Genomic DNA, 23,090 nt, shown 5'->3' on the forward strand with positions numbered 1-23,090 from the left:
TCTCTGCCGCGGCCCGCAGGATCGCAAACAAAACCTGCAGGCAATACCATGCAACACATGCCAAGTATACCGGATGCGCGCTGGGTGTGCAAATGCTGTGCAACACCGCTGCACGCGCTCGGGTCCCCCAGGCGGGCCGGGATCGCGCCACGCTCGGCGGTCCGGCCGGAAGCGGGTTTCCGCCCAACCCACCCGATGGTCCTGCCCCATTGCTCCCGCGAACTGAGGACGTTCCTCTCCAGGTGCGCGCTTCCCGCGGAATGAATCCTAACGACGAGCGACTCAAAACAAGGAGGGCCTCCCGGGGCCCTCCGGGGTCGCGTCGTATTGCGTCGGAAAGGAGGCTGGCGTGTGAACTATCCCTTCTGGGAGGTCTCCACCCTGGGCGGGGGTCTCCTCATCGCCATCGTCGCCATCTTCCACACCTACGTCGCCCAGTTCGCGGTGGGCGGCGGCTTCTTCCTGGTCCTCGCCGAACGCAAGGCCCGCCGGGAGAACGATCCCGTCCTCCTGGACTACGTCCGCCGGCACACGCGCTTCTTCGTCCTCGTCACCCTGGTGCTGGGCGCGGTGACCGGGGTCGGCATCTGGTTCACCATCGCCCTGGTCAACCCTCAGGCCACCTCCATCCTGATCCGTTCCTTCGTGTGGGGCTGGGCCATCGAGTGGGTCTTCTTCATCCTCGAGATCACCGCGGCCCTCACCTACGCGGCCACGTGGGACCGGGTCAAGCCCGAGACCCACCAGCTGGTGGGCTGGCTCTACGGGGCCGGCGCCTGGTTGAGCCTCGCCGTCATCACCGGCATCACCAGCTTCATGCTCACCACGGGCCGCTGGGTGGAGACCCAGAACTTCTGGCACGGCGTCCTCAACCCCAGCTACCTGCCGTCGGTGCTGATGCGCACCGGGGTCTCCTTCGCCCTGGCGGGCCTCTACGGGCTGATCACCGCCTACACGGTCCAGCCACGGGAGAGCCGCGACCGGCTGGTACGCTACTGCGCCGCCTGGCTCTTCCCGGCCGCGGGGCTCTTGGTGGTGGGCGGCGCCTGGTACCTCACCACCATCCCCGAGGCGAGCCGGGCCATGCTGACGGGCGGGGCCATCGCCATGACCCTCGCCTTCGCGGCCAGCCTCATCGCGTCCGTGGTCCTCTTCGGGGTGGGCTACTTCGGCCTCTACCGGAGCCCCCGGAGCTACTCGGTGACCCTGGCGGCCCTGCTGCTGATCGTGGGCCTGACGGCCACGGGCGCGAGCGAGTTCGCCCGGGAGGGGGCCCGCAAGCCCTACGTGCTCTACGGGTACCTCTACTCCAACAACGTCTACGCGGGCCAGGAAGAGGCCATCCGCCAGGACGGCTTCCTCACCACGGCCCGGTGGGCGCGGCTCAGCACCGAAGACGTGACCCCGGGCAACCTGCTGGAGGCGGGCCACGAAGTGTACCGGTTCCAGTGCGCGAGCTGCCACACCCTGGGCGGCTACAACGACGTGACCCCTCTGGTGAAGGGTTGGACGGCCAGCTTCGCGGACTTCCAGCTCCAGCACCTGGACACGCTCAAGGGCTTCATGCCGCCCTTCGTGGGAACCCCGCTGGAGCGGCGGGCCCTGGCCGAGTACCTGGCCTCCCTCAACCCCTGGCCCTCCCGGGGAACCATCGAATCTCCCGTCCCCGTCGCCCAGGCGCCCCAGGCTTCCCGATAGGAGGTGGATCACATGCCCGAGCGCTTGATCATCCCGTCACCCGAACCGCTGCCGCTGCCGGCCGATCCCATCCTGCTCCAGGGCCTGCTGCTGCTCACCTTCGTGCTGCACATCCTCTTCATGAGCCAGGTGCTGGGAGGCAGCCTCCTCTACCTGGGTGCGACGGTGGCCGGCGGCCGGAAGAGCGGGCACCCGCTCCAGCGCCTGGCCCACACCCTGGCCGGGCTCTTTCCCTGGACCGTGGCCTTCACCATCACCACGGGCGTGGCGCCGCTGCTCTTCGTGCAGCTCCTCTACGGCTCCTTCTTCTACAGCTCGTCGGTGCTCATGGCCTGGCCGTGGTTTGCGGTGGTCCCCATGCTCATCGTGGGCTACTACGCCCTCTACTGGGTCAGCCTGAAGGGGAAGGACCGGCCCGCGTGGGCCCGCCTCACGGTGGGCGGGCTGGCCGCGGTGGTCTTCCTGGCCATCGGTTTCCTCTACAGCACGAACCTGAGCCTCATGCAGCGGCCCGAGGTGTGGGCGGGCGTCTATGCCGCCAACCCCTACGGAACCTCGCTGGTCACCGAGGCGGCCCTCGCGCCCCGCTTCCTCCACGCCGTGTTGGGTGCCGTGGCCCTGGCCAGCGTGCTGGTGCTGGTCCACGGCGCCGCGTCCGCCGGCTCCGACGCGGCCTACGGCCGGGCGGTGACCCGCTTCGGCCTGGCCAGCTTCGTGCCGGCGGCGCTCCTGCAGGCGGTGGTGGCGCCATGGTACGCAAGCCACCTGGTGCCGGCCGTGCGCGACCACCTCTTCGACCTGGGCAGCCTGCTGGGACAGCTCACCGTGGCCGCCCTGGTGGTGAGCGCGCTCGCCTTCGTGCTGCTGGTGGCCGCCCGGGGGAGGCTGCGCTACACCGGCGCGGGTGCCGCGCTGGTGGTGGCTGGGCAGGCCCTGCTCCTCATCGTCCGCCACATGGCGAGGAACCAGGCCCTGGCCGGCTACATGCCCGAGGGCCTCTGGCGGGTGGTGCCCCAGACGGCGCTGGTGGTGCTCTTCTTGGCGCTGCTGGTCGTCGGCCTGGCCACCGTGGGGTACATGGCGCTCCGGGTACGCCGGGACCGTGTGGCCCTGGCGGAGGTGGCCGCAGAGCGCCGGGTGGCAGGTTAGTCCCGTCGTCGGCCCGGGGCCCTGGCAGGCTCCGGGCGAGACCCTACCGGCCCGGGCGGGCGGACCCGCCCGGGCCGGTGCGTCTCTCCGGGCACGCAGGCCGCGCGGGCAAAGCTCAGCGGGAGACGGCCGGGGCCGGGGTGGCCCAGCCACCCCGCCGCCTCAGCTCCCGGACCAGACCGGCAACCTGCTCCACCCGGCCGAAGGAAGGCACGACGTAGCATCCCTGGATGAACCCTCGGGCGTCCTCCAGCACCCGGGCGGCCAGCTCCATTCCCACGCGCGCCCCGTCCTCCCCCGCCCGGGCCATCTCCTCCCGCACCCGCAGGGGGATGCGGATGCCGGGAACCTCGTTGTGGAGGTACTCCGCGTGCTTGTGGCTCTGGAGCGGCATCACCCCCAGCACCAGGGGCACGGGGCAGCCGCCCGCCCGCTCGAGCATGGCCACCAGGGGCTCGATCTCGTAGAGCGGCTGGGTCATGACGAAGTCAGCCCCCGCTTCCAGCTTCTCCCGAAAGCGGCGGGCCTCCAGGTCCGGATCCGCGGCGTTGGGGCTGAGGGCGACGGCCACCGTGAAGGCGGTGGGCTCGCCGATGGCGTTTCCGGCCAGGTCGCGGCCCCGGTTCAGGGTGTGGAGGATCCGCACCAGCCCGATGGAGTCCACGTCGTAGACGGCACTCGCGTGGGAGTAGTTGCCGACGCTGGGCGGGTCGCCGGTGAGGGCCAGCACGTGGCGGATCCCCAGGGCGTGGGCCCCTAGCAGGTCCGCCTGGATGCCCATCAGGTTCCGGTCGCGGGTGGTGAAGTGGATCAGCGGGGGCAGGCCCGTCGCCTCCAGGATCAGCCGTGCGGAGGCCAGAGAGGCCATCCGAACCCGGGCCATGGGGGAGTCGGCCACGTTGATGCAGGTGACGCCCGCCTCCTGCAGGATCCGGGCGTTCTGCAACACCTTCTCCACGTTGACCCCTCGGGGCGGGTCCAGCTCCACGCTGACCATCTCGCCGCGCCGCAGGGCCTCCAGGAGCGGGCTCGCCGCGGGGGCCGCCGGGACGGCCGCTTCGGTCTTGGGTGAGCGCACCTCCGCCGGCGCGACCCGTGCGGGGTGCGCGTGCTCGCCCTCATCCGCAGGCCCGGCCGCCCTGGCAGGCTGCAAGGTGTCGAGCCGGGCCCGCATCGCGGCGATGTGCTCAGGCGTGGTTCCGCAGCAGCCGCCCACCAGCCGTACCCCTTGCCGGAGCATGGGCTCCACCAGCCCAGCCAGGTACTCGGGGGCCGCCCCGTAAAGGATGCGCCCGTCCACCCGGGTGGGAAGCCCTGCGTTGGGCAGGGCCGAGAGAGGGACCCCCAGGGCCCGCAACCCCGCGAGCTCCCCCAGCGCCTCCAGCACCGGACCCGGCCCGGAACCGCAGTTGATGCCGGCCACGTCGGGCCCTGCCTCGCCCAGGCGCTCGACCATGCGGGTGAAGGCCTCACCCTGGAGGGGCGCCACGGGCTCGACGCCGCCGGAGAAGGTGATCTGGGCCACCACGGGTAGGCGGGCCAGGGAGCGGGCCGCTTCCACCGCGAGCTCCAACTCTTCCACGTCCAGCATGGTCTCGATCATGAAGAGGTCCACGCCGCCGGCCAGCAGCGCCTCCATCTGGCGCAGGAAGGCGTCGCGCACGTACGCGCGGGCGGCGCGTCCGAGGGTTTCCAGGGGCCGGCCCACGGGCCCGACCGACCCCGCCACGAAGACCGGGCGGCCGCTCACCTCCCGGGCGCCGCGGGCCAGCTTCGCGCCCTGGAGGTTGATCCGCCAGACGTCGTCCTCGAGACCGTACTCGGCCAGGCGGAAGGCGTTGGCCCCGAAGGTGTTGGTCTCGATCAGGTCGGCACCGGCGCGGATGTAGTCCAGGTGGACCTGTTCCACCACCCGCGGCTGGGTGAGGTTGAGGGCGTCCAGGTTGCCGCGGGGGCCGCCCACCCGCTGGTAGAGGAGGGTGCCCACCCCCCCGTCGGCCAGCAGCACCCGCTCGGCCAGGGCCTGGCGGAAGGCCGTTCCGAGCGTGTCCCGCCCCGGCTCCGGCCCTGTCAAAGGCGGGCCACCGCCTCGACCTCCACCGCCGCGCCCCGGGGAAGCGCCGCGACGCCCACGGCCGCCCGGGCGGGCTTGTGGGTGAAGAAGCGGGCGTAGACGCCGTTCACGGCCTCGAACTGCCCCAGGTCCGTGAGGAAGAGGGTCACCTTCACCACGTTCTCCAGGCGCCCGCCGCCGGCCTCCACCACCGCCTGTAGGTTGCGCAAGGCCCGCTCCGCCTGGGCTTCCACGCCCCCCTCCACCAAGCGGCCCGTGGCCGGGTCCAGGGGGATCTGACCCGACACGAAGAGCCAGTCGCCCGTGCGGACCGCCTGCGAATAGGGTCCGATGGCCGCGGGCGCATGAGGGGTCTGAACCGGCTCGAGCTCCACTGGGCTTCGCCTCCGAGCAACCGTAGCCCCGGGTTCACCGTCTGGCGGGCCCCTCGGCTCACACCGGGGCCCGCCGTCCCCAAGGCTTTCGAGTAGGGTTCGTCCCCCGGAGGCGGAACCCTCCCGCGGCACGCGGTTCTCGAGGCGGCGGGATGGCCCGGATTACCAGGCCACCTCCAGCCGGTGGGCGCCCTCCTGCGGCACCTGCAGGCGCAGGCCGCGGCCGGTTTCGTAGGTGAAGCCAGACCCTTCCGCCAGCTGACGCCCGTCGAGAAGCACCTGCCGGGGCGGGCCGGGAAGGAAGGGCACCTCCACCCCCACCTCCCGCCGGGCGGGGGCGTAGGACCCTTCGGGGTCGGCCAGGTCCAAGGCCAGGTGCCGCTCCCGGACGGCCAGTGCCATGGCCCGCCGGCTGCTCACGCCCTGCTCGTGAGCGGGCGTGGCGCCGTCGTCCTCGTAGAGAACGGTCTTCCAGTGGCTGGGGGCCTCCCCCGGATAGAGCAGGAGGGTGAGCTCCTGCCACCCGGCCTCACCCGTGTGCTGCGTCACCGGTCCCATGGGGAGCATCGCCCCCGCCCGGACGAAGAGGGGGATGCGCTCCAGGGGTGCCTCGACCACCCGGTGGGCGGGACCCCGGCTCACCTCGCCCGTCCAGAAGTCCACCCACTCGCCCTCGGGCAGGTAGGCCATCCGCTCCCGGGCCTGGGGCTGGAGCACCGGCGCGACCAGGAGGTCCGGCCCCAACAGGAAGGCATCCTGGACACGGGCAGCGACGGGATCGTCGGGGAAGTGGTAGACCAGCGGCCGCATGATGGGCGCGCCTGTCCGGTGCGCCTCCCAGAAGAGGGTGTAGAGGTAGGGGAGGATCCGGTAGCGGAGCTCGATGGCGCCGCGGGCGATGGCCTCCACCTCGGGTCCGAAGGTCCAGGGCTCCTGAGCGCGGGTGTCGTGGGCGCTGTGGGCCCGGAAGAAGGGCGTGAAGGCCCCCAGCTGCACCCAGCGCGCGTAGAGCTCGGGTTCGGCGTCGTCGCGGAAGCCGCCGACGTCCGCGCCCACGAAGGCCACCCCTGAGAGCCCCAGGTTGAGGAGCATGGGTATCGCCATGGCAAGGTGCTCCCACCAGCTCGAGTTGTCGCCCGTCCAGACGGCGGCGTACCGCTGGATCCCGGCGAAGCCCGAGCGGGTCAGGAGAAAGGGCCGCTCCTGGGGCCGCATCCGGCGCAGCGCCTCGGAGGTCGCCCGGCCCATCAAGAGAGCGTAGAGGTTGTGCACCTCCCGGTGCGGATGCACCTCACCCTCGTCGGTGCGGTGAAGGGTCCCCTCGGGCAAGGTGCGGTCCTCGTCGTGGACCCGGAAGTCGGCCGGCTCGTTCATGTCGTTCCAGATCCCCGCGACGCCGGCGTCGAGAAGGGTCCGGTGCCAGTCGCCCCACCACCGCCGCACGCGCTCCTGGAGGAAGTCCGGGAAGTGCACCTCTCCCGGCCAGACCCGCCCCATGTAGGGCTTGCCCGCAGGATCCTCCACGTAATGGCCGGCCTCCAGCCCCTCGCGGAAGACGGGGTAGCTCGAGTCCACCTTGACGCCCGGGTCGACGATGGTCACCACCCGGAAGCCCTGCTCCTTCAGGCCGCGGCAGAGGCCGGATGGATCCGGAAAGCGCTTGGGATCCCAGGTGAACACCCGGTAGCCGTCCATGTAGTCGATGTCCAGATAGATCACGTCGCACGGGATCCGCCGCTCCCTGAAGGTGCGTGCGAGCTCCTCCACCCGCTGCTGCGGCACGTACCCCCACCGGCTCTGCTGGAAGCCCAGGCTCCAGCGGGGGGGCAGGGGCATCCGCCCCGTGAGCCGGGTGTAGCGCTCGAGCACCTGGGCGAAGGTGGGCCCGGCGAAGAGGTAGTAGACCAACCGGCCGCCCTCGGACCATACGTGGTACCGCCCGGTGCCCTCCCGGTCCATGTCGAAGTGGGTGCGGTGGGTGTTCTCGAAGAAGAGCCCGTGTGCCCGGCCGGCGTTCCAGATCACGTAGAAGGGGATCGCCTGGTAGAGGGGGTCGGTGGTGGGCAGGTGGGGCAGGACGTCGGTGGTCCACATGGTCATCCGCTGTCCCCGCTTGTCCAGCGGACCCGTCTTCTCGCCGAAACCGTAGGCCCGGTCACCCGGGCGGGCCTCGCGGAAGGAGTGGACGCTGCCGTACCGCCATCCCATGCCGGACTCCGGATCGTCCCGATCCAGAAGGCGGCCCTCCCCGTCGCGGAAGACCAGCCGGACCGGATCCGACTGGATCTCCACGGCCATCGCGTCGCTCGCCAGCCAGAGCGAGGCGCCCCGCTCCTCGTGGGCCACACCCGGTCTCTCCCACTCGGCCTCGGTCCGAGCGAAGGGCAGCGGCTCCGGAACCTCTGGGGCCGGGGTCATCTCCACCCGCACCACGTCGGGTGCGAGGAAGCGGACGGCCAGGCGGGCCGGCGGTGCCTCCACCTCCACCCCGGCGGGGGTCCACCGGATGCCATCGGCTCGGCCGAGCGAACGGTACGCGGCGTCCATCGAAACGCTCCTTCCCCGTTGACGCAAACGTTTCCACACCGGTGTGCCAATCCTTGCCGATTCTAGCACACGGGGTCCTTGCGGGCAACGCCCACGCCCGGAGGGTCCCGTGCGGGAACCCTGCTGACAGGGAAAAGCTTCAGCGCACGCGCCGCGGGGGCGGAATGGGTTCCGCCCCCGCGGCCGGGCCCGGATGGGCGAGCGGTTGTGGGCCGGCCAGATCCCTCTTGGGGGAGGCCGTTGCCTGTATCCGGGCCTGGGGCCCGCACCTGGGGCGCAGGCGTCCTGAGGGTTAGCCTCACCCAGCCTTCTCGGCCCTCAACCGGGGAAGTGGCGGTGGGAGGCGTAGCAATTGGATGCGCAGGGCCTGGCTCCATCACCGGCGAAGGTAGTGAGGAGGCCCGGATGCGGGGAAGCCGATCCGGGATCCGTCATGCCCGGGCGGCGTGACCCAGGGTGTGGCGACCGGGGGGTTGGCGGCCCGTGGCCCGATCGCGCTACCTGGCCGTGCTGGGCACCTTCTCGCCCACGGCCAGGGCGTATCTTGCGTACACGCTCTTCAACAGCATCAGCTTCAACATGCTCAACCTGGTCTTCAACCTCTACCTCCACAGCCTGGGCCACCCGCGAGACTTCATCGGTCTGGTGAACGGCGTTCCCTCCATCGCGGTGCTCATCCTGGGGCTCCCCATCGGCATGGCCGCCGACCGGTACGGATACCGCCGCTTCCTGGTGGCCGGGGCCGTGCTGAACGTGGTCGCCCTGGGCGGGATGGTGGCCGGCGGGAACGGGGAGGCCCTGATGGGCTTCTCGGTGCTCCGGGGGCTCGCCTGGGCCCTCACGTGGGTTCTGGGGCCGCCTCTTCTCATGTCCGAGAGCACCGAGGAGAACCGGGTGCACCTCTTCTCGCTTCAGTTCGCGATCATGATGGGATCAGGCTTTCTGGGGAGCCTTCTGGCCGGTTTCCTTCCCGAGGCCCTTGCCTCGGCCTGGAGTGTCGCGCCCGACGGGCCGGGCCCGCTCCGGGCCACCTTCGCTGTGGCGGTGGCCTTCATGGCCCTGGCCGTCGTTCCGGCCTTCCTGGTGCGGGAGGGTCCTCACCCCGAGCAAGGCTCGCCTCTGCCGCGCACCGCCCAGGAGGCGTTGCTCTTCGTCCACCTGTTGCTCCCCTCGGCGCTGGTCTCCTTCGGGGCGGGGGCGATGGTGGTCTTCTTCCAGCTTTTCTTCAGCCTTCGGTTCGGGATGGCCCCGGCGGAGATGGGGATCCTCTTCGCCCTGGCCGCGGTGGTGACGGCAGCGGCCACCCTGGCGACGCCCCAGCTGTCGAGCCGCCTGGGCAAGGTGCGCACGGTGGTGGTGACCGAGCTGGCCTCGATTCCCTTCCTGCTCGTGCTCTCGTACTCCTACAGCCTGCCGTGGGTGATCGCCGCCTACTACGTGCGGCAGGCGCTGATGAACATGGGGGCTCCCGCCCAGACCGCCTTCTTGATGGAGCAGGTGCGCCCAGATCAGCGCGCCACCCTCACCAGCCTGAACGCCATGCTGGGATCCTTGGGGCGCGGCGGGCTGGGGCCCGTGGTGAGCGGCTGGATGCAGGTGCGGTGGGACTTCACCGGCGCCTTCACCCTCACCACCGTGCTTTACGTGCTGGGGAGCATGCTCTTCTACCTCTTCTTCCGGAACGTGCGGGAAACGGCTGCCGGGGGGCTTACGCCTCCGGCCGTGCCAGGCGGCGCAGCCCTTCCTCGCGCTCGGCGATGAGACGTCGCGCCGCCGGCCCGCCGAGGCTTCCGGCGAGCCGGGAAGGACCTCTCCGTTCGGGTTCGTCCAGCACCTGCACGTTGAGCTCGGACGCCACCTCATGTTGGAATCGACGGAGAGCCTCCCGAACCTTCCGGGCCTCGTCGCGGGCCAAGCGGTCTCCCTCCCTGGAGGGCAGGGCGCTACTGGTTCAGGTTCGCACCCTGCTGCGTCGCCGGAGCGGTCACGTTGGAGAGCGGCTGCGAGAACGCCTGCTGGAAGCCAGAGCGAACGTTCGTGGCAGCCTGATCCACCAGGGACTGCTCCGCGGCGGCGATCATGCGCCGCACCATATGTCCACCGACCGCGCCGCACTCACGAGCGGGGATGTTGCCCCAGTACCCGGTCTTGTACTCCTGGTTGATCCCCAGCTCGGTCGCGACCTCGTACTTGAACTGATCGAGGCTGTTCGAGGCCTGCGGCACGAGTCGGTTGTTCCTCCGCTGACCTTGGGCCACCTTCGTCCCTCCTTTGCTCGCCTGCTCGTAGTATGGCGGGCGCCGCAGAAGGGCCATGCTAGAGGCTTTTCCCTCCCCTGACGGGAATTCGGCAGCCCTCAACCCAAGTGAGCCTCGACCTGCTCCCTCAGCCCCTGCACCCGAGAGCCCACGTGGCGGTGTACCTCCTGCCCGCCCCGGAAGAGGAGCAGGGTGGGAATGCTCATGACGCCGTAGCGGGCCGCGATCTCGGGGTTCGCGTCCACGTCCAGCTTGGCCACCCGCAGGCGCCCAGCATACTCCTGGGCCATCCGTTCCACCACCGGCGCGATCGCCCGGCACGGCATGCACCAGTCCGCCCAGAAGTCCACCAGCACCGGCAGGTCCGAGCGGAGGACCTGCTCCTCGAAGTCACCGTCGCTCACATGCAGCAAGAGCCCGTCTTGGGCCATGCTCTCCCTCCTCCAGCTTGGTCGCCCCGGCCTGCGGCCACCATCGGGTCCCGGACCGCGCGCCGCCTTCCCATTATAGCAGCCGGGGCAAGCTGTCGCCCAGAACGCCCCCAGGGTCCCATGCGCCAGGTGTCTCCCCACTCATAGGGTGGGGTAGCCCGCGAGGGAACCGGGGCCCCGGCTCGCGGCACCTTCATTGGCGTGCAACGACCGGCGAGAGGAGGGAGACCTATGAGCCGCCAGGTGCCCTTTCAGCCCGGCGAGGAGGAGCTGATGCTGGAACTCCAGACCGAGGAGTTCCAGGCCGTCGACTGGATGCTCTTCGCCGACACCCACGAGGAGGGCATGGAGGAGTACCGCCGGCACGCCGCCCGCACCCGGGAGCTGATGGAGACCTACGTCTCCCGCTACGGGCCGCTCATCTGGATGGATCCCGAGTGGGCCGGCCCCGACCGGGGCGTCCCCTGGGCCTGACCCCCTACGAAAGGAGGACGAGTCTGGTGTGGTACTACACCAAGAAGCTGGAGCATCCCGTCCGGGTCGAGCGGTCCGACCCGCGCATGGCCAAGCTGATCCTCTCCCAGTATGGGGGGCCCCAGGGGGAGCTGGCCGCGGCCACCCGGTACCTCACCCACCGCTTCACCATGCCCGAGCCCCGCGCCCGGGCCACCCTCATCGACATCGGCACCGAGGAGTTCGCCCACCTGGAGGTGCTGGGCGAGCTCTTCGAGCAGCTCATCGACGGCGTCCCTCTCTCGGAGTTGAGGCGGGCCGGTCTGGACACCTACTACGTGGAGCACGGGCGCCAGCCCTTTTACGTCAACTCGGACGGGGTCCCCTTCACCGAGGCGTACGTGAACGCCACGGGCGACCCCATCGCCAACATGCATGAGGACATCGCCGCCGAGGAACGGGCCCGGGCCGTCTACGAGCACCTCATCGCCATGACCGACGACGTCCACGTGAAGGAGGCCCTCCGCTTCCTGTGGAGCCGGGAGGTGGTCCACGCGGACCGCTTTCGCGAGTCGCTCCAGCGGGTGACGGACTACCTGAACGAACGGCGCGTCATCCGGGTCGGCGAGTACTACGAGCGTTCTAACCGCCTGGGACGGCTGACCTGGAGGGTGGACGAGATCCGGCAGCCCAGGCCCACCGGGGGTCAGGAACTCCGCTCCCAGCAGGCCCCCGAGGCCGAGCCGGGCCGCGGCGGCCCGCCCGGCGAGATCGGTCCGGCGGAAGGTGAAGCGATGCCCGAATCCCAGGAACCAGAGGCCGGCACAGCCCTGTGACCCCTCCTTCCCGGGCCCGGCGAGCGCGGGAGCGGGCGGGTTCGCCTCGCTCCTTGCGCCTCGCCGCGCCCGCCCGGGCGTGCTAGAATGTTAGGGCAGTCCCAACCCCCTTTTCGTCCTGGAGGTGGCCCCCTACGTCCGACGCGGTCCCAGCGGGGGACGCCCTGGTGGAGCAGGCCCGCCGTGAGGGCTTCAGGGTTCCCCCGCCGTCCAAGGTTTCCGTCCCCCTGATCGACGTGCACACCCACGCCTTCCCCGACCGGCCTTCCCACGAGCTCGCGGAGGCCGCCCGCCTCTACGGGGTGGAGCGGGTCGTGGCCCTGGCCTCGCTGGAGCAGAGCGTGGGCGTACGGGATGGCTTTCCTGATCTCTTCCTTCCTGGCCCCATGCTGGACTACAGCCACTGGCAGGATCCGGAGCGCTTCGCCGCGACCAACGTGGAGGTGGTCCGCCGAGCCGCCCGGGAGGGCGCCCCGCTGATCAAGCTCTGGTTCGCCCCGCGCTTTCGCGACCGGGTGGCCATGGCCCTGGACGACCCGCGCCTGGACCCGATCTTCGACGAGATCGGCCGCCAGGGGCTCGCGGTCCTGGTGCACGTCTCGGACCCCGACCTCTGGTTCCAGAAGTACTACGCCGACGCCGCCCGCTACGGCACCAAGGCCGACCAGTACCCACCTTTGGAGCGGCGTCTGGAGTCCCACCCGGGCATCGTCTTCATCAGCGCCCACATGGGCGGCGACCCCGAGCACCTGGACCACCTGGCGGACCTGATGGAGCGGTACCCCAACTACAACGTGGACACCAGCGCCACCAAGTGGGTCGTGCGCGAGCTGGGACGCAAGCCCGCGGAAGCCCGGGACTTCTTCCAGGCCCACGCGGACCGGGTTCTCTTCGGCACCGACCAGGTCGTCTACCGGGCCGAGGACGCCGAACCCGACCGGTACCGGGTGCGCTACTGGGTTCATCGGGTCTTCTGGGAGACAGGGATCCGCGCCCACTCCCCCATCCCGGACGCGGACGCGGAGGGCGAGCCCGAGCTGAACGGCCTGGACCTGCCGCCCCATGTGCTGGAGAAGGTCTACCAGGGGAACGCCCGGCGCCTCCTGGCCCTGACGCCCCCCGTGCATCGAGTGTGGTGACGCCGTCCGCGAGCCCTACCTGTCGCCCCGGTCGAACATCGCCCGGGGCGTTCCGCGGACGTCAGGCCTGCCGAAGCACCTCGGCGGTGGTCCAATCCTGGAAGGCCGTGCCCTCCAGGAACCGCTCCACGTCCAGGGCAGCCTGGCAGCCGGAGCCGGCCGCGGTGACCGCCTGCCGGTAGACCGGGTCCGCCACGTCGCCTGCTGCAAAGACCCCGCGCCTGCTGGTGGCCGTGCCCCGGAAGGTCCGGATGTAGCCTCGCTCGTCCATCTCCACCTGGCCCCGGAAGAGCTCGGTGTTGGGCTTGTGGCCGATGGCGATGAAGACCCCGTCCGCCGCGCGCTCCTCCACCCGGCCGGTGACCACGTCCCGCAGGCGCACGCCGGTGACGCGGCCCGTGCCGCCGTCCAAGATCTCTTCGACCACCCGGTTGAAGAGGACGTCCACCTTGGGGTTCTCCGCGGCCCGCTGCTGCATGATCTTGGAGGCCCGGAAACGATCGCGCCGGTGGACCACGTGAACGATGCGGGCGTACCGGGTAAGGAAGAGGGTCTCCTCCAGGGCCGAGTCGCCGCCGCCCACCACGAAGAGCTCCTTCTCGGGGAAGAAGGCGCCGTCGCAGGTGGCGCAGGTGGAGACGCCCCGCCCGATGAGGCGCCGCTCGGACTCCAGGCCCAGGAGCCTCGCGGAGGCGCCCGTGGCCACGATGACCGCACGGGCCTCGTGGACCTGGCCCTCAGCCTCCACCTTCAGCGGATACGAGGTGAAGTCGACCCGATCCACCCGGGCGAAGCGGATCTCGGCACCGAACCGGCTTGCCTGGCGCTCCATGGCCTCCATCAGCTCGGGTCCCAGGATGCCCTCGGGGAAACCCGGGTAGTTCTCCACCTCGGTGGTGGTGGTGAGCTGCCCGCCCGGCTCGTCGCCCTGGAAGACGAGCGGGTGCATCTGGGCGCGCGCCGTGTAGAGCGCCGCGGTATACCCGGCCGGCCCCGAACCGATCACGATGCAATCGCGCACGAAGATCCCTCCTGGGTCGCGTTGAGCCATGGACCTTCCTTGGTCGAGGGTCCGGCTTCTATTATAACCTGCGCCGGCCAGGGGCGGCCAGCGACGGAGGCGCGAGCCTTGGGACCGCCGGGCGGCTCCCAGGCCTCTCTTACCCCCTCCCGTACCGGCGGAAGGCGCGGTCGTCCTCCTCCTCGTCCCCTTCGGTTCCACCCCGCTGAAGCGCTGAGATGGGGAAGGATTGGGTCTCCCGCTCCTCCTCCTCGCCTCCCGCCGGGTGGTTCCCGGCTGGGCCGTCCTCGGGGGTCGGAACCGGCGGACCGCTTGCACTCCCGCCGGCCGGGGCAGGCGCGCCCTGGAGGTACTCGTCGGTGAGGCGGCGCAGCTGGCGCAGGAGCCGGTCCGCTTCCTCCCGCAACTCCCGCAGCCGTGTCCGCTCCAGGCCCGCCTGCTGGCGGGCCTCTTCCTCGATGCGGGCCGCCCGCTGCCGGGCCTGGTCCAGGATGAGGCGTGCCTCCCACTGCGCGTTGGAGCGCAACTCCTCCGCGGCCTGGCGCGCCAGCTCCACCGCCTCCCGCACCTCGGGCTCCCCGCCGCCCCGGCGGGGCTCGGCTGGTTCGGCCTCGGCCGCCCCCGCCCGAGCGCGTGCCGCCTCGGGCGACCGCTCCTTGAAGCTCTTCTCGTACTCCTCGATGAGCCGTGTCAGGAACTCGTCCACTTCCTGCGGGTCGTATCCCCTGAAGACCCTGCGGAACTCGATCTGGCGAAGCTCACGCGGCGTCAGCACAGACTCCGCCCCCTTTTCCGATCCCCCGGGCAGAAAGGCCGAATCCTCGCGCCTCGGGTACCGGGGCGCGCCCACTACACCAGCACGGTCAGGAGGAACCGCACCACCAGCTGGCGGGCCACCTCGATGGCCAGGAAGACCAACACCGGAGAGAAGTCGATCATACCCAGGGGAGGGAGAAGCCCGCGGAAGGGACGCATCACCGGCTCGGTGAGCCGGTAGAGCCACCGCACCACGGGGTTGTACGGATCGGCGTTCACCCACGAGGTGAAGATGCGCGCGATCAGGATCAACTCGTAGAGCTGGACGACACCGTTGACCAGCCGGATCAGTCCCACACCGTCTCCCCCTCAGCTCAACCGGCCGTTGGCGGGCTCTTCCTCGCTACCGCCCGCCGAGAGCTCCTGCGACCGGCGGGTGGCCGCCCGCACGGCCCCAGCCAGTGCCGCCCGCAGGGCTCGTTCCTCCAGCACCTGGAGGCCTGCAGCCGACGTTCCGCCCGGCGAGGTGACCATGTCCCTGAGGACGGCGGGGTGGATGCCCGCCTCCAGCACCAGCCGGGCCGCGCCCAGGCAGGTCTGCGCGGCCAGCTTCACCGCCACGTCCCGAGGCAACCCGCAGGCCACGCCCCCGTCGGCCAGGGCGTCGATGACCAGCCCCAGGAAGGCCGGGCCCGAGCCCGAGAGCCCCGTCACCGCATCGAGCAGCGGCTCGGGCAGCAGGAAGACCTGCCCCACCGCCCCCAGGATGCGGCGGGCCCGCTCCGCCTCGGGATCACCCGCCCACCGGCCGAGGCTGAAACCCGAGGCGGCCTCCCCCACCAGGCAGGCGACGTTGGGCATCACCCGCACCACGGGGACCCCCTCGGGCAGGTGGCTCTCCAGGAAACGGAGCCGTACGCCGGCGGCGATGGAGATGACCAGGTGGCCGGTGGTGAGGTCCGGGCCGATCTGGCGGAGCACCCCCTCGATCTGCTGGGGCTTCACCGCCAGGATCAGCACCTGCCCGAAGCGGGCGGCCTCGCGGTTGTCGGCCGTGACCCCGATGCCGAACCGTTGCCGGATCTCGTCCAGCTTGGACCGGCGTACGTCCGCGGCCATGAGGGTCTCGGCCGAGACCAGGTCGCGGCCCAACAGGCTTCGGATCAGCGCCTCGCCCATGGCCCCGGCGCCGATGACGCTCACCCTCTGCTCCAGCACCCTTGCGTCCTCCCCCGCGGGGCGGGCCGGCGCCTAGAAGAGGGACCGGTCTTCCAGCTCCCGCTGCACCAGGTCGATGGTGACGTTGCTGGGGGCGAAGAGGAAGATCCAATCGCCCACCTTCTGCATCCGGCCGTCGAGCGCGTAGGTGGCGCCGCTCAAGAAGTCGATGATCCGCCGCGCCACCTCTCCCTGGGTGCGTTCCAGGGTGATGAGCACCGGATGCCGCTGCTTGAGCTGCTCGGCCAGGGATTCCACCTCGTCGAAGCTGGTGGGCTCCGCCACCACCACGTTCATCTGCTGGGAACCCGGGCCCGGAAGGCTGATCAACCGCCCCCGCCGCCGGTAAGGAACCTCTTCCGGAACGGCACGGGCGGGCTCCGCGCTGGCCGCTTCCTCCTGCTCGATGCCCATGAACTTCAGCACCCGGTCGAAGAACCCTCGCTCCACCGGCTCACCTCCCCGGGGTTGCGGGGCGGGGGCCCAGCAGGGCCGTGCCCAGGCGCACCATGTTGGCGCCCTCCTCCACCGCCACCTCGAAATCGTGGCTCATCCCCATGGAGAGCCACGGAAGCGCCAACCCCCATCGATCCCGCAGCCGTTCCCGGAGCTCGCGCATGCGCCGGAAGACGGGGCGGGCCGCCTCGGGGTCCTCGCCCAGGGGAGCCACGGTCATCAACCCCTGCACCCTCAGCCCCGGCAGATCACCGAGCCGGCTGAAGAACGCGTCCACCGCCTCAGGCGCCAGGCCGTGCTTCTGAACCTCTCCGCCGGCGTTCACCTCGATCAGGACGGGCACCGTCTTCCCCGCCTGCGCGCCCCTGCGGCTCACGTCGGCGGCCACCTCCCACCGGTCGATGGCGTCGAGCCAGTCGAAGAGCTCCAGGGCCCACCGAACCTTGTTCCGCTGCAGGGGACCGATGAGGCGCCAGGTGGCGGGCCGCCGCACCTGCGGCTGCTTGGCCCGGGCCTCCTGCACGCGGTTCTCCCCGATCTGGTCCAGCCCGGCCTCCAGGACCTCGTCCACCCGGGCGGGCGGATGTCCCTTGGTCACCGCCACCACGACCACCTGCGACGGATCACGGCCCGCCCGGGCCGCGGCCACCTCGATCCGCGCCCGGACCTGCTGGAGTCTGCTCCCCACGTCCGACACGGGCGGAGCCTCCCCACCGGCTAAGGGTTCCGTCCCACCTCAGCGTTCTCCTGCCGGCGCCGCACCGGCCGCCTCTTCCCCCAGGAGCCCTGGGTTGACCACCACCCGGCTGCCCTCCGCCACCCCCGAGACCGCCGCCCACGCCGCGTCGTGCCCCTTCACCTGCACCCCGGTGAAGAGGCGCCCGCCTTCGGCCTCCACCAGCACGCCCGTCGCCTCGCCCCGACGGATGAGGGCGCTGGTGGGAACCACGACCCCCTCGTGCCGGTCCAGGATCAGCGCTCCCCGGGTGCGACGGCGGTCCAGCAGCGCGTCGGGCACCGCGTCCAGCTCCAGGAGGACGCCGCTCTCGTCCCCGAAGAAGCGCACCTCCCGCACCGCCGCGGCGACCCGCTCGGCCCCCTCGGCCTGGAAGAGGAGCTTGCGGCCCACCTGGAGCCCGTGCCCGCTGGGGAGGAAGACGTAGACGTGCACCCGCTGGGGGTCCACCAGGCGGGCCACGGGCTGCCCGGCCACCACCCGGTCGCCTGTCGCCGCGGATCGCTCCTGCACCCGAAGGCCCCGCAGGTAGCCCGGGGCGAGATCCAGCACCTGCTCCGGGGTGAGGATCTCCTCGAGCCCGTCCACCCGGAGCTCGAACCGCCCCGCCTCAGGGGCGCGGATGACGTCGGTGGCCGAGGCGAGCCGGGCCTCAACCTGGGCCCGCCGCTCCAGGAGGCGCTCCCGGTCGGCCTCTGCCTGGGCGCGACGCGCCTCCAGCTCGGCCCGTCGCTCACCCTGCTCGGCCCGGATCTGCTCCCGCAGGTCCAGCAGGGCCTTCAACTCCTCCTCCCGATCAAAGCTGAGCGCGAAGGCGATCTGGTTGCCCAGGGACTCCTCCTGCTGCTGGATCTCGGCCGAGAGCGCGGCCTCCTCCCGGCCCAGGGATTCCAGGTCCCGCCGCGCCCGGTCGATCCCCGCCCGGATCTGCTCCAGCTCCTGGCCGAGGCCCGCCCGCTCGATACGGTCCACCACCTCGGCCAGGACCGTGGAGCGGGGAACGTGCTCGCCCGGCCGCGCCAGCGGCACCAAGTAGCCGCTGGCCGGCGACCGGAGCACCCACTCCCGCCGCAGGACCCACGCGTCCACCCCCACCCGCTGCTCGACCGCGCCCTTCTCGGCGGGGACGCTCCGCACCAGCGCCTCCCGCGCCCAGCGCACGCCGGCGCGGCCCGTCCACACCAGGAAGGCCAGCAAGAGCGCCGCGGCCCCCAGGACGACCGCAAGGCGCGCCCAGCTGCGCCTCATCTCAGGAGCACCCAGGCGCCCACCGCCCACGTGTAGAGGGTGAAGAGCCAGAGCCGGCCCTGCCGCACCACCTGAAGGAGCAGGTGGATGGCTGCATACCCCGAGAGGGCCGCGGCCGCGGCGCCCACCAGGAGCGAACCCTCCAGGGGCGCCCCTGTGCGGGCCAGGTCGGCCAGGGTGAGGAGGAAGGCGCCGCCGATGGCGGGGATGGCCATGATGAAGGCGAAGTTGGCCGCATCCACCCGGCCCACGCCGCTCAGCAGGCCGGCGCTCAGGGTGGTGCCCGAGCGGGAGAGCCCCGGTACGATGGCCAGCGCCTGCCCCACCCCCATGGCCAGCGAGCGGGCGGGGGTGACGCCGCCCGAGCGGTCGCCGCCGGCACGCTCGGGGGCGCGCCCGAGCCGCTCGGCCACGAGCAGCACGGCCCCCGTGGCCAGGAGCATCCAGCCCACCAGGCGCACCGAGCCGAAGAGCCCCTCGATCCGAGGCTCGAGCCAGAGGCCCGCCACGCCCGCCGGCACCGTGGCCAGCGCCACCAGGCCCAGAAGGCGGAGGTCCTCACGGGCCGTCGTGCCGTTGAGCCGGCCTGCGGCCCACGCGGGAAGGGCCCCCGCGCCCCGCAGCAGTCGCACCACTTCCCGGCGGTAGACCACCAGCAGGGCCAGCAGGGTGCCGAAGTGGGCGAAGACCTCGAAGGTGATCCCCTGGTCGTGCACGCCCAGCAGAGCCTGGGCCAGCACCAGGTGGCCCGAGCTCGAAACGGGCAGGAACTCGGTGAGGCCCTGGACCACACCGAGGAGTGCCGCGTCCAGCGGCGTCATGAAGCCATCGCCTCCGGGAAGGGGTGTCGCTGCACGAATTCCCCCCGGAGGGCCTTATCCCTGCCACAAGGCCGGGAGCCGGCGGCGCCCCGCGCTACCGGGTGACCTCCCCCTCCGAGGAAGGCACCACCTGCAGGATCTCCTCGGTGTCTCCTGAGTCGGCGTTGAGGAAGAGGATGAACCTCTGGCTTCCCACCCGGCCGCGGTACTCGTAGGTGAGCACCTCGCGCAGGCTGTCGGTGGGGATCAGGGCCAGGCGGCCGGGGCCATCGGGTTCGAAGTCGGGCGGCAGGCGCCGCCGCGCCTCCTGCTCCGAGAGCTCAGGCTTCCCCAAACGCCGATCGGTGTGGTTCATGAGGTAGCTCTGGGCATCGTAGTGGAGGATCTCGCCGTTGTCGGCAGCCACGGTCACCTTCACCATGTCGGGGTAGATGAGGACGTCGTCCACCCGCGGGATGAGGGAGAAGGTCGTCCGGCCCTGCGCGGCCACGGAATCCACGGCTTCCAGGGGGACGCCGGGCATCCGCTCGCGTGCGAAGGTCTCGGCCCGGCGGCGCATCTCGTCCCGGTCCATCTCACCGCTGCCGACCTGGCGGGAGGAGCTCATCCAGACGACCGCCCCACCCTGGCGTGCCACGTCCAGGGTGTAGGTGGCGCCGCCCCCCTTGGGTGGGCGCACCGCCACGTGGTAGGCGGGCATGGGACCTTGCACCCGGTCGGTGACGGCCACCTGGTAGCGGTCCCGTTCGGGCGAGGGCACGAAGGCCCGGGCGACCCGCTCGGCCTCGCCCGGGCCGATCTCCTCTCCCTGGAGGCCCCGGGGCTTCCGCTCCGTCATGTGGTCCGAGAAGGGACCGTCGTAGGTGAGGGTCGGCACCTCCTCCAGCTGGACCTCCACCTGCTGCAACCCATCGCCCACCACGTTGGTCCGGGGGGGCGTGAGGCCCCGGGCGGCGGCCCGCTGGATCTCGATCCAGCCCGTGGGCCCAGCCTGGGCCTTGTCGAAGATGCCGTGGAGCTCCGCGGCGAGCTGGCTCGCCTCACGGTTGAGGGCAGCCAGCCGCTCCCTGGCCCGGTCGTCGGGCATGACGCCCCGGGCCGCCTGGCGTACCAGGCTGTACGCGTAGTCGCCCGCCTGGGCCAGGAAGGTGCTGGTGCGCATCATGCGCCCGACGGGCAGCGGGATCTGACCCACACCCGCCTGGGCCAGGCCTGCGTCGCGCCAGATCTCCGTCAGGAGGGGGATCTGGTCCGAGGGCGCTCCGGCCAGCGACACCTTGGCCAGGTTGGCCTCCATCCGATCCACGCCGTCCACCAGCTCCTGGAAGGCCTGCTGGTAGCGGGTGCCCATCATCAGGGCGATCTGATCGCGCTGGGACCGCATGGACAAGGCCCAGGCGGTGACCCCCAGCAGCGCGAAGATGAGCAGGGCCGAGAGCCCTCGAAGCCGCTTCTCCACCGTCGTACCCCTTCCGTGCCAGGGTGTGCTGCCTGAACTCGCCGCCCGGCGCGCCCGAGAACCGCCTTGGCAGGCCCGCTACAGGGCGAAGACGTGGGCCCCCACCTGGCGGACGACGGGGCGCGACCAGATCCACCCGCTGACGGGCTTCGCCGGGTTCCAGAAGAAGAGCGACCCGTAGGTGGGGTCCCACCCGTTGAGGGCGGCCCGGGCGGCCTGCCAGGCCAGGGCTGAGGGCGAGCGGCGCCAGATGAGGCCGTTGGTCACCGACTCGAACGCGTGGGGCTGGAAGACGACCCCCGCGACGCTGTTGGGGAACTTGGGGCTCCGCACCCGGTTCAGCACCACCGCCGCCACGGACACCATGCCCTCGAAGGGTTCCCCCTCCGCTTCGGCGGAGACCAGCCGGGCCAAGAGGGTGAGGTCGTCGCTCCGCCCTCCCGCGGCCACGGGCGTGGCGGCGGCCCGCACCGGTGCCCTCCAGCCCAGACCCAGGGCGGACCAGGTGGTCGGGCCCACCACGCCGTCCACCCGCAAGCCGTTACGCGCCTGGAAACGCCGCACCGCCTGGGCGGTGGCGTTGCCGAACGAGCCGTCGATGGGCCCCCGGTAGTACCCCCACTGCTGGAGCCGCCACTGCAGCACCCTCACCTGGTAGCCCGAGGTGCCCCAGTAGAGGGTGGGGCGCTGGGCATGGACCGCGGGAGAGCCTGCCAGCAGCACCACCAGGAGCAGTCCACCGAGCCACGCGGCCCTGACCGGCGTCTTCCGAATGCGAGCCTGCTCACTGCTCACCGGACCCATCCTCCCCTTCCGGGCGTAGCCTCCCCTGCGCCCAGCACCCTTATGCCGGCCCGGGCGAGGGCGACCTGAGAGCCCCCGGACTCCCCTACCCGGGGCCCGGTACCGGGGACCTGTTCCGCGTCCCCATGCACCACCCCTGGGACCCATCAATAGGATGTAGTGGCCAAGCGGAGGCTCCTGCAGGAGCTTCAGCCGATGGAGCGAGAGGGGGGAAAACGAGGATGCCTCAGCGTGCCAAGGCGACGCTCTCCTACTGGCAGCGCCAGGTGGAGAAGGCCGTCGCCCCTGTCGCACCCATGGCGGGTGGAGAGGAGCCCTTCAAGCCCGAGTGCATCATGGTCGAGAAGGTGTACGACGAGTGCACCGTGAGCGAGTGCCCGACCGTGACCTTCACCCGCCTGGTGGGGATTCCGACCAGCGTGGTGGACTGCCGGGTGATCTCCTCCGAGGTGGTCGACACCGACATCCCCAACGACGGGACCGTCGAGTTCACCATCCGCTGGACGATGGAGGTCACGTACTCCGTCGACCAGCAGACCAGGACGGCCACCGAGACCTTCGCGCTGACCAAGCGCGTGCGCCTGCCAGGCGCCCGGGTGGGCATGATGGTGCGGACCTTCCACATCGTCCAGTGCCTCAACTGCCGGCCGGTCACCGTCAACGACACCGTCGTCATCGAGTGCGAGGTGGGGATCTTCGCGGTGGTGAAGGCGACCTTCATGGTTCAGCTCGAGGTGGAGCGGGCCCGCTTCTGCCCCCAGCCGCCCGAGTGCGTCCAGGTCTCTCCCATCGGGTGCCCCGAGTGGGCCGACCTGGTGGAGTCCGGCCAGCTCTGGCCACCCTTCCCGCCGCAGGTGGACCCCCACCGCTGAGACCGGGGGGCGGACGAGGGGGCGCGCTCCTTCGCCGCTCCCTCGTCGTCTTCCGCATCCAGCAGGCTCTGCCTGCTACCTCTGCTGGATGAACTCCTCGGCCACGTAGACGCGCCCGCCCTGGCGCACGACGCCCGCGCCCATTTCGGTGTACCCGGCGCTGAGGATGTTGGCCCTGTGGCCGGGGCTCTCCATGAAGGCCTGGTGGATCTGCTCCACGGAGCTTCCCCGCCCGATGTTCTCGCCCCACCACTTGGGGTTCAGCCCTGCGGCCAGCATCATGTCCCGGGGTGAGCCGTAGGTGGGAGAGATGTGGTCGAAGTAGCCGTTCACGGCCATGTCCCGGGCCTTGGTGCGGGCGATGCCGGTCAGGGTCCCGTTGACGGAGAGTGCCGCCCGGCCGGCCGCGGCCCGTTCGGCGTTGGTGGCATTCACCAGGTACCGCTCCGCCTGGGCGGTGTCCCCGCCCGACTGCGGCGGTTCGGGCGCAGGCGCCGGGGGCTGCGAGGGGCTCGTCGCCTCAACGGGCACGCTTGAAGCGGGCTTCCACCCGGACCACCACCAGGTACCGCTGGAGCTGCCTCCCCGCCAGGACGACCATCCCGACGACGGGCTCACGTACGACGGAGAGGAACCTGTGGCCGGCTGCCACGCGTTCCACCCGCCGCTCCAGCTCCCGTCCCACGACCAGCCCTGGGCGGCAGCGCCCTGCGCCCCAACCAGGAGCACGAGCGCGGCCA

25 protein-coding genes are annotated in these 23,090 nt (G+C 71.3%); 7 read left to right on the top strand and 18 right to left on the bottom strand.

The window, feature by feature from the left end; genetic code table 11:
* The first annotated feature begins 351 nt into the window (after positions 1-351).
* Together LIP_RS11810 and LIP_RS11815 are read left to right on the top strand one after the other, a co-directional pair.
* The gene (locus tag LIP_RS11810; protein WP_082726261.1) at positions 352-1,698 is read left to right on the top strand and encodes a cytochrome ubiquinol oxidase subunit I; all 1,347 of its coding nucleotides are present in this window, start codon (positions 352-354) and stop codon (positions 1,696-1,698) included.
* 12 nt (positions 1,699-1,710) lie between these two features.
* On the top strand, positions 1,711-2,847 hold the full coding sequence (locus LIP_RS11815) for a hypothetical protein (RefSeq protein ID WP_068138596.1): 1,137 nt from the start codon (positions 1,711-1,713) through the stop codon (positions 2,845-2,847).
* Between the two features lie 115 nt (positions 2,848-2,962).
* Here the strand turns inward: LIP_RS11815 and LIP_RS11820 are convergent, their stop codons facing one another.
* The 3 genes from LIP_RS11820 to LIP_RS11830 form a co-directional block, all read right to left on the bottom strand.
* Positions 2,963-4,921, bottom strand: a complete 1,959-nt coding sequence (locus LIP_RS11820; RefSeq protein ID WP_068138599.1) for a bifunctional homocysteine S-methyltransferase/methylenetetrahydrofolate reductase — start codon at positions 4,919-4,921, stop codon at positions 2,963-2,965.
* Entirely contained in the window at positions 4,918-5,295 is a 378-nt protein-coding gene (locus tag LIP_RS11825) for a RidA family protein (protein ID WP_068138602.1), read from the bottom strand. The genes LIP_RS11820 and LIP_RS11825 overlap by 4 nt, the downstream gene beginning before the upstream one ends.
* Positions 5,296-5,457: 162 nt before the next feature.
* Entirely contained in the window at positions 5,458-7,842 is a 2,385-nt protein-coding gene (locus LIP_RS11830; protein ID WP_068138606.1) for a glycoside hydrolase family 31 protein, read from the bottom strand.
* A gap of 483 nt (positions 7,843-8,325) precedes the next feature.
* Here LIP_RS11830 and LIP_RS11835 point away from each other — a divergent pair, with 483 nt between their 5' ends.
* Positions 8,326-9,603, top strand: a complete 1,278-nt coding sequence (locus LIP_RS11835) for an MFS transporter (protein WP_068138608.1) — start codon at positions 8,326-8,328, stop codon at positions 9,601-9,603.
* Here LIP_RS11835 and LIP_RS11840 read toward each other — a convergent pair.
* The 3 genes from LIP_RS11840 to trxA all read right to left on the bottom strand — a co-directional run bounded on the left by LIP_RS11840 (position 9,551) and on the right by trxA (position 10,531).
* Positions 9,551-9,757 carry a small, acid-soluble spore protein, alpha/beta type gene (locus tag LIP_RS11840; protein ID WP_068138612.1) on the bottom strand — a complete coding sequence of 69 codons (207 nt, stop codon included), beginning with the start codon at positions 9,755-9,757 and terminating at the stop codon, positions 9,551-9,553. The genes LIP_RS11835 and LIP_RS11840 overlap by 53 nt on opposite strands.
* A gap of 28 nt (positions 9,758-9,785) precedes the next feature.
* On the bottom strand, positions 9,786-10,100 hold the full coding sequence (locus LIP_RS17975) for an alpha/beta-type small acid-soluble spore protein (protein ID WP_082726639.1): 315 nt from the start codon (positions 10,098-10,100) through the stop codon (positions 9,786-9,788).
* A gap of 98 nt (positions 10,101-10,198) precedes the next feature.
* Positions 10,199-10,531 (bottom strand): thioredoxin, encoded by a 333-nt coding sequence (gene trxA, locus LIP_RS11850; protein WP_068138614.1) that lies wholly within the window; start codon positions 10,529-10,531, stop codon positions 10,199-10,201.
* A gap of 231 nt (positions 10,532-10,762) precedes the next feature.
* On the opposite strand from trxA, the gene LIP_RS11855 reads away from it, so the two are divergent.
* The 3 genes from LIP_RS11855 to LIP_RS11865 all read left to right on the top strand — a co-directional run bounded on the left by LIP_RS11855 (position 10,763) and on the right by LIP_RS11865 (position 12,959).
* Positions 10,763-11,005: a spore coat protein CotJB gene (locus LIP_RS11855; RefSeq protein WP_068138617.1), complete on the top strand. Its 243-nt coding sequence runs from the start codon at positions 10,763-10,765 to the stop codon at positions 11,003-11,005.
* A gap of 26 nt (positions 11,006-11,031) precedes the next feature.
* A complete protein-coding gene (locus tag LIP_RS11860) occupies positions 11,032-11,820 on the top strand; it encodes a manganese catalase family protein (RefSeq protein WP_082726263.1) in 789 nt (262 codons plus the stop codon).
* A 167-nt stretch (positions 11,821-11,987) separates the two neighbouring features.
* Positions 11,988-12,959: an amidohydrolase family protein gene (locus LIP_RS11865; protein WP_068138621.1), complete on the top strand. Its 972-nt coding sequence runs from the start codon at positions 11,988-11,990 to the stop codon at positions 12,957-12,959.
* 61 nt (positions 12,960-13,020) lie between these two features.
* On the opposite strand, the gene trxB is transcribed toward LIP_RS11865, so the two are convergent.
* From trxB to sleB, 10 genes are all read right to left on the bottom strand, one after another.
* On the bottom strand, positions 13,021-14,010 hold the full coding sequence (gene trxB, locus LIP_RS11870) for a thioredoxin-disulfide reductase (protein WP_068138624.1): 990 nt from the start codon (positions 14,008-14,010) through the stop codon (positions 13,021-13,023).
* 109 nt (positions 14,011-14,119) lie between these two features.
* Positions 14,120-14,755 carry a DivIVA domain-containing protein gene (locus LIP_RS11875; protein ID WP_068138627.1) on the bottom strand — a complete coding sequence of 212 codons (636 nt, stop codon included), beginning with the start codon at positions 14,753-14,755 and terminating at the stop codon, positions 14,120-14,122.
* Positions 14,756-14,829: 74 nt separating this feature from the next.
* Positions 14,830-15,093, bottom strand: a complete 264-nt coding sequence (locus LIP_RS11880) for a YggT family protein (RefSeq protein ID WP_068138630.1) — start codon at positions 15,091-15,093, stop codon at positions 14,830-14,832.
* A gap of 12 nt (positions 15,094-15,105) precedes the next feature.
* Positions 15,106-15,954 carry a pyrroline-5-carboxylate reductase gene (proC, locus tag LIP_RS11885; protein WP_082726265.1) on the bottom strand — a complete coding sequence of 283 codons (849 nt, stop codon included), beginning with the start codon at positions 15,952-15,954 and terminating at the stop codon, positions 15,106-15,108.
* A 33-nt stretch (positions 15,955-15,987) separates the two neighbouring features.
* Positions 15,988-16,404 carry a cell division protein SepF gene (locus LIP_RS11890; protein ID WP_068138632.1) on the bottom strand — a complete coding sequence of 139 codons (417 nt, stop codon included), beginning with the start codon at positions 16,402-16,404 and terminating at the stop codon, positions 15,988-15,990.
* Positions 16,405-16,408: 4 nt separating this feature from the next.
* Complete coding sequence (locus tag LIP_RS11895; RefSeq protein ID WP_068138634.1) at positions 16,409-17,107, bottom strand: YggS family pyridoxal phosphate-dependent enzyme; 699 nt, start codon at positions 17,105-17,107, stop codon at positions 16,409-16,411.
* 39 nt (positions 17,108-17,146) lie between these two features.
* The gene (locus LIP_RS11900; RefSeq protein WP_144440464.1) at positions 17,147-18,394 is read right to left on the bottom strand and encodes an HlyD family efflux transporter periplasmic adaptor subunit; all 1,248 of its coding nucleotides are present in this window, start codon (positions 18,392-18,394) and stop codon (positions 17,147-17,149) included.
* Positions 18,391-19,215 (bottom strand): undecaprenyl-diphosphate phosphatase, encoded by an 825-nt coding sequence (locus LIP_RS11905; protein ID WP_068138639.1) that lies wholly within the window; start codon positions 19,213-19,215, stop codon positions 18,391-18,393. The genes LIP_RS11900 and LIP_RS11905 overlap by 4 nt, the downstream gene beginning before the upstream one ends.
* Positions 19,216-19,309: 94 nt before the next feature.
* On the bottom strand, positions 19,310-20,674 hold the full coding sequence (ypeB, locus tag LIP_RS11910; protein WP_068138642.1) for a germination protein YpeB: 1,365 nt from the start codon (positions 20,672-20,674) through the stop codon (positions 19,310-19,312).
* A 78-nt stretch (positions 20,675-20,752) separates the two neighbouring features.
* Positions 20,753-21,469 (bottom strand): spore cortex-lytic enzyme, encoded by a 717-nt coding sequence (sleB, locus tag LIP_RS11915; protein WP_198409524.1) that lies wholly within the window; start codon positions 21,467-21,469, stop codon positions 20,753-20,755.
* A 230-nt stretch (positions 21,470-21,699) separates the two neighbouring features.
* Here sleB and LIP_RS11920 point away from each other — a divergent pair, with 230 nt between their 5' ends.
* The gene (locus tag LIP_RS11920; RefSeq protein ID WP_068138645.1) at positions 21,700-22,350 is read left to right on the top strand and encodes a hypothetical protein; all 651 of its coding nucleotides are present in this window, start codon (positions 21,700-21,702) and stop codon (positions 22,348-22,350) included.
* A 75-nt stretch (positions 22,351-22,425) separates the two neighbouring features.
* On the opposite strand, the gene LIP_RS18610 is transcribed toward LIP_RS11920, so the two are convergent.
* Together LIP_RS18610 and LIP_RS18995 are read right to left on the bottom strand one after the other, a co-directional pair.
* Positions 22,426-22,881, bottom strand: a complete 456-nt coding sequence (locus tag LIP_RS18610) for a CAP domain-containing protein (RefSeq protein ID WP_068138649.1) — start codon at positions 22,879-22,881, stop codon at positions 22,426-22,428.
* Positions 22,871-23,011, bottom strand: coding sequence for a hypothetical protein (locus tag LIP_RS18995; protein ID WP_158509671.1), 141 nt, complete (start codon positions 23,009-23,011; stop codon positions 22,871-22,873). The genes LIP_RS18610 and LIP_RS18995 overlap by 11 nt, the downstream gene beginning before the upstream one ends.
* Positions 23,012-23,090 lie beyond the last annotated feature (79 nt).

It is taken from the genome of Limnochorda pilosa (assembly GCF_001544015.1).
GTDB lineage: Bacteria > Bacillota > Limnochordia > Limnochordales > Limnochordaceae > Limnochorda > Limnochorda pilosa.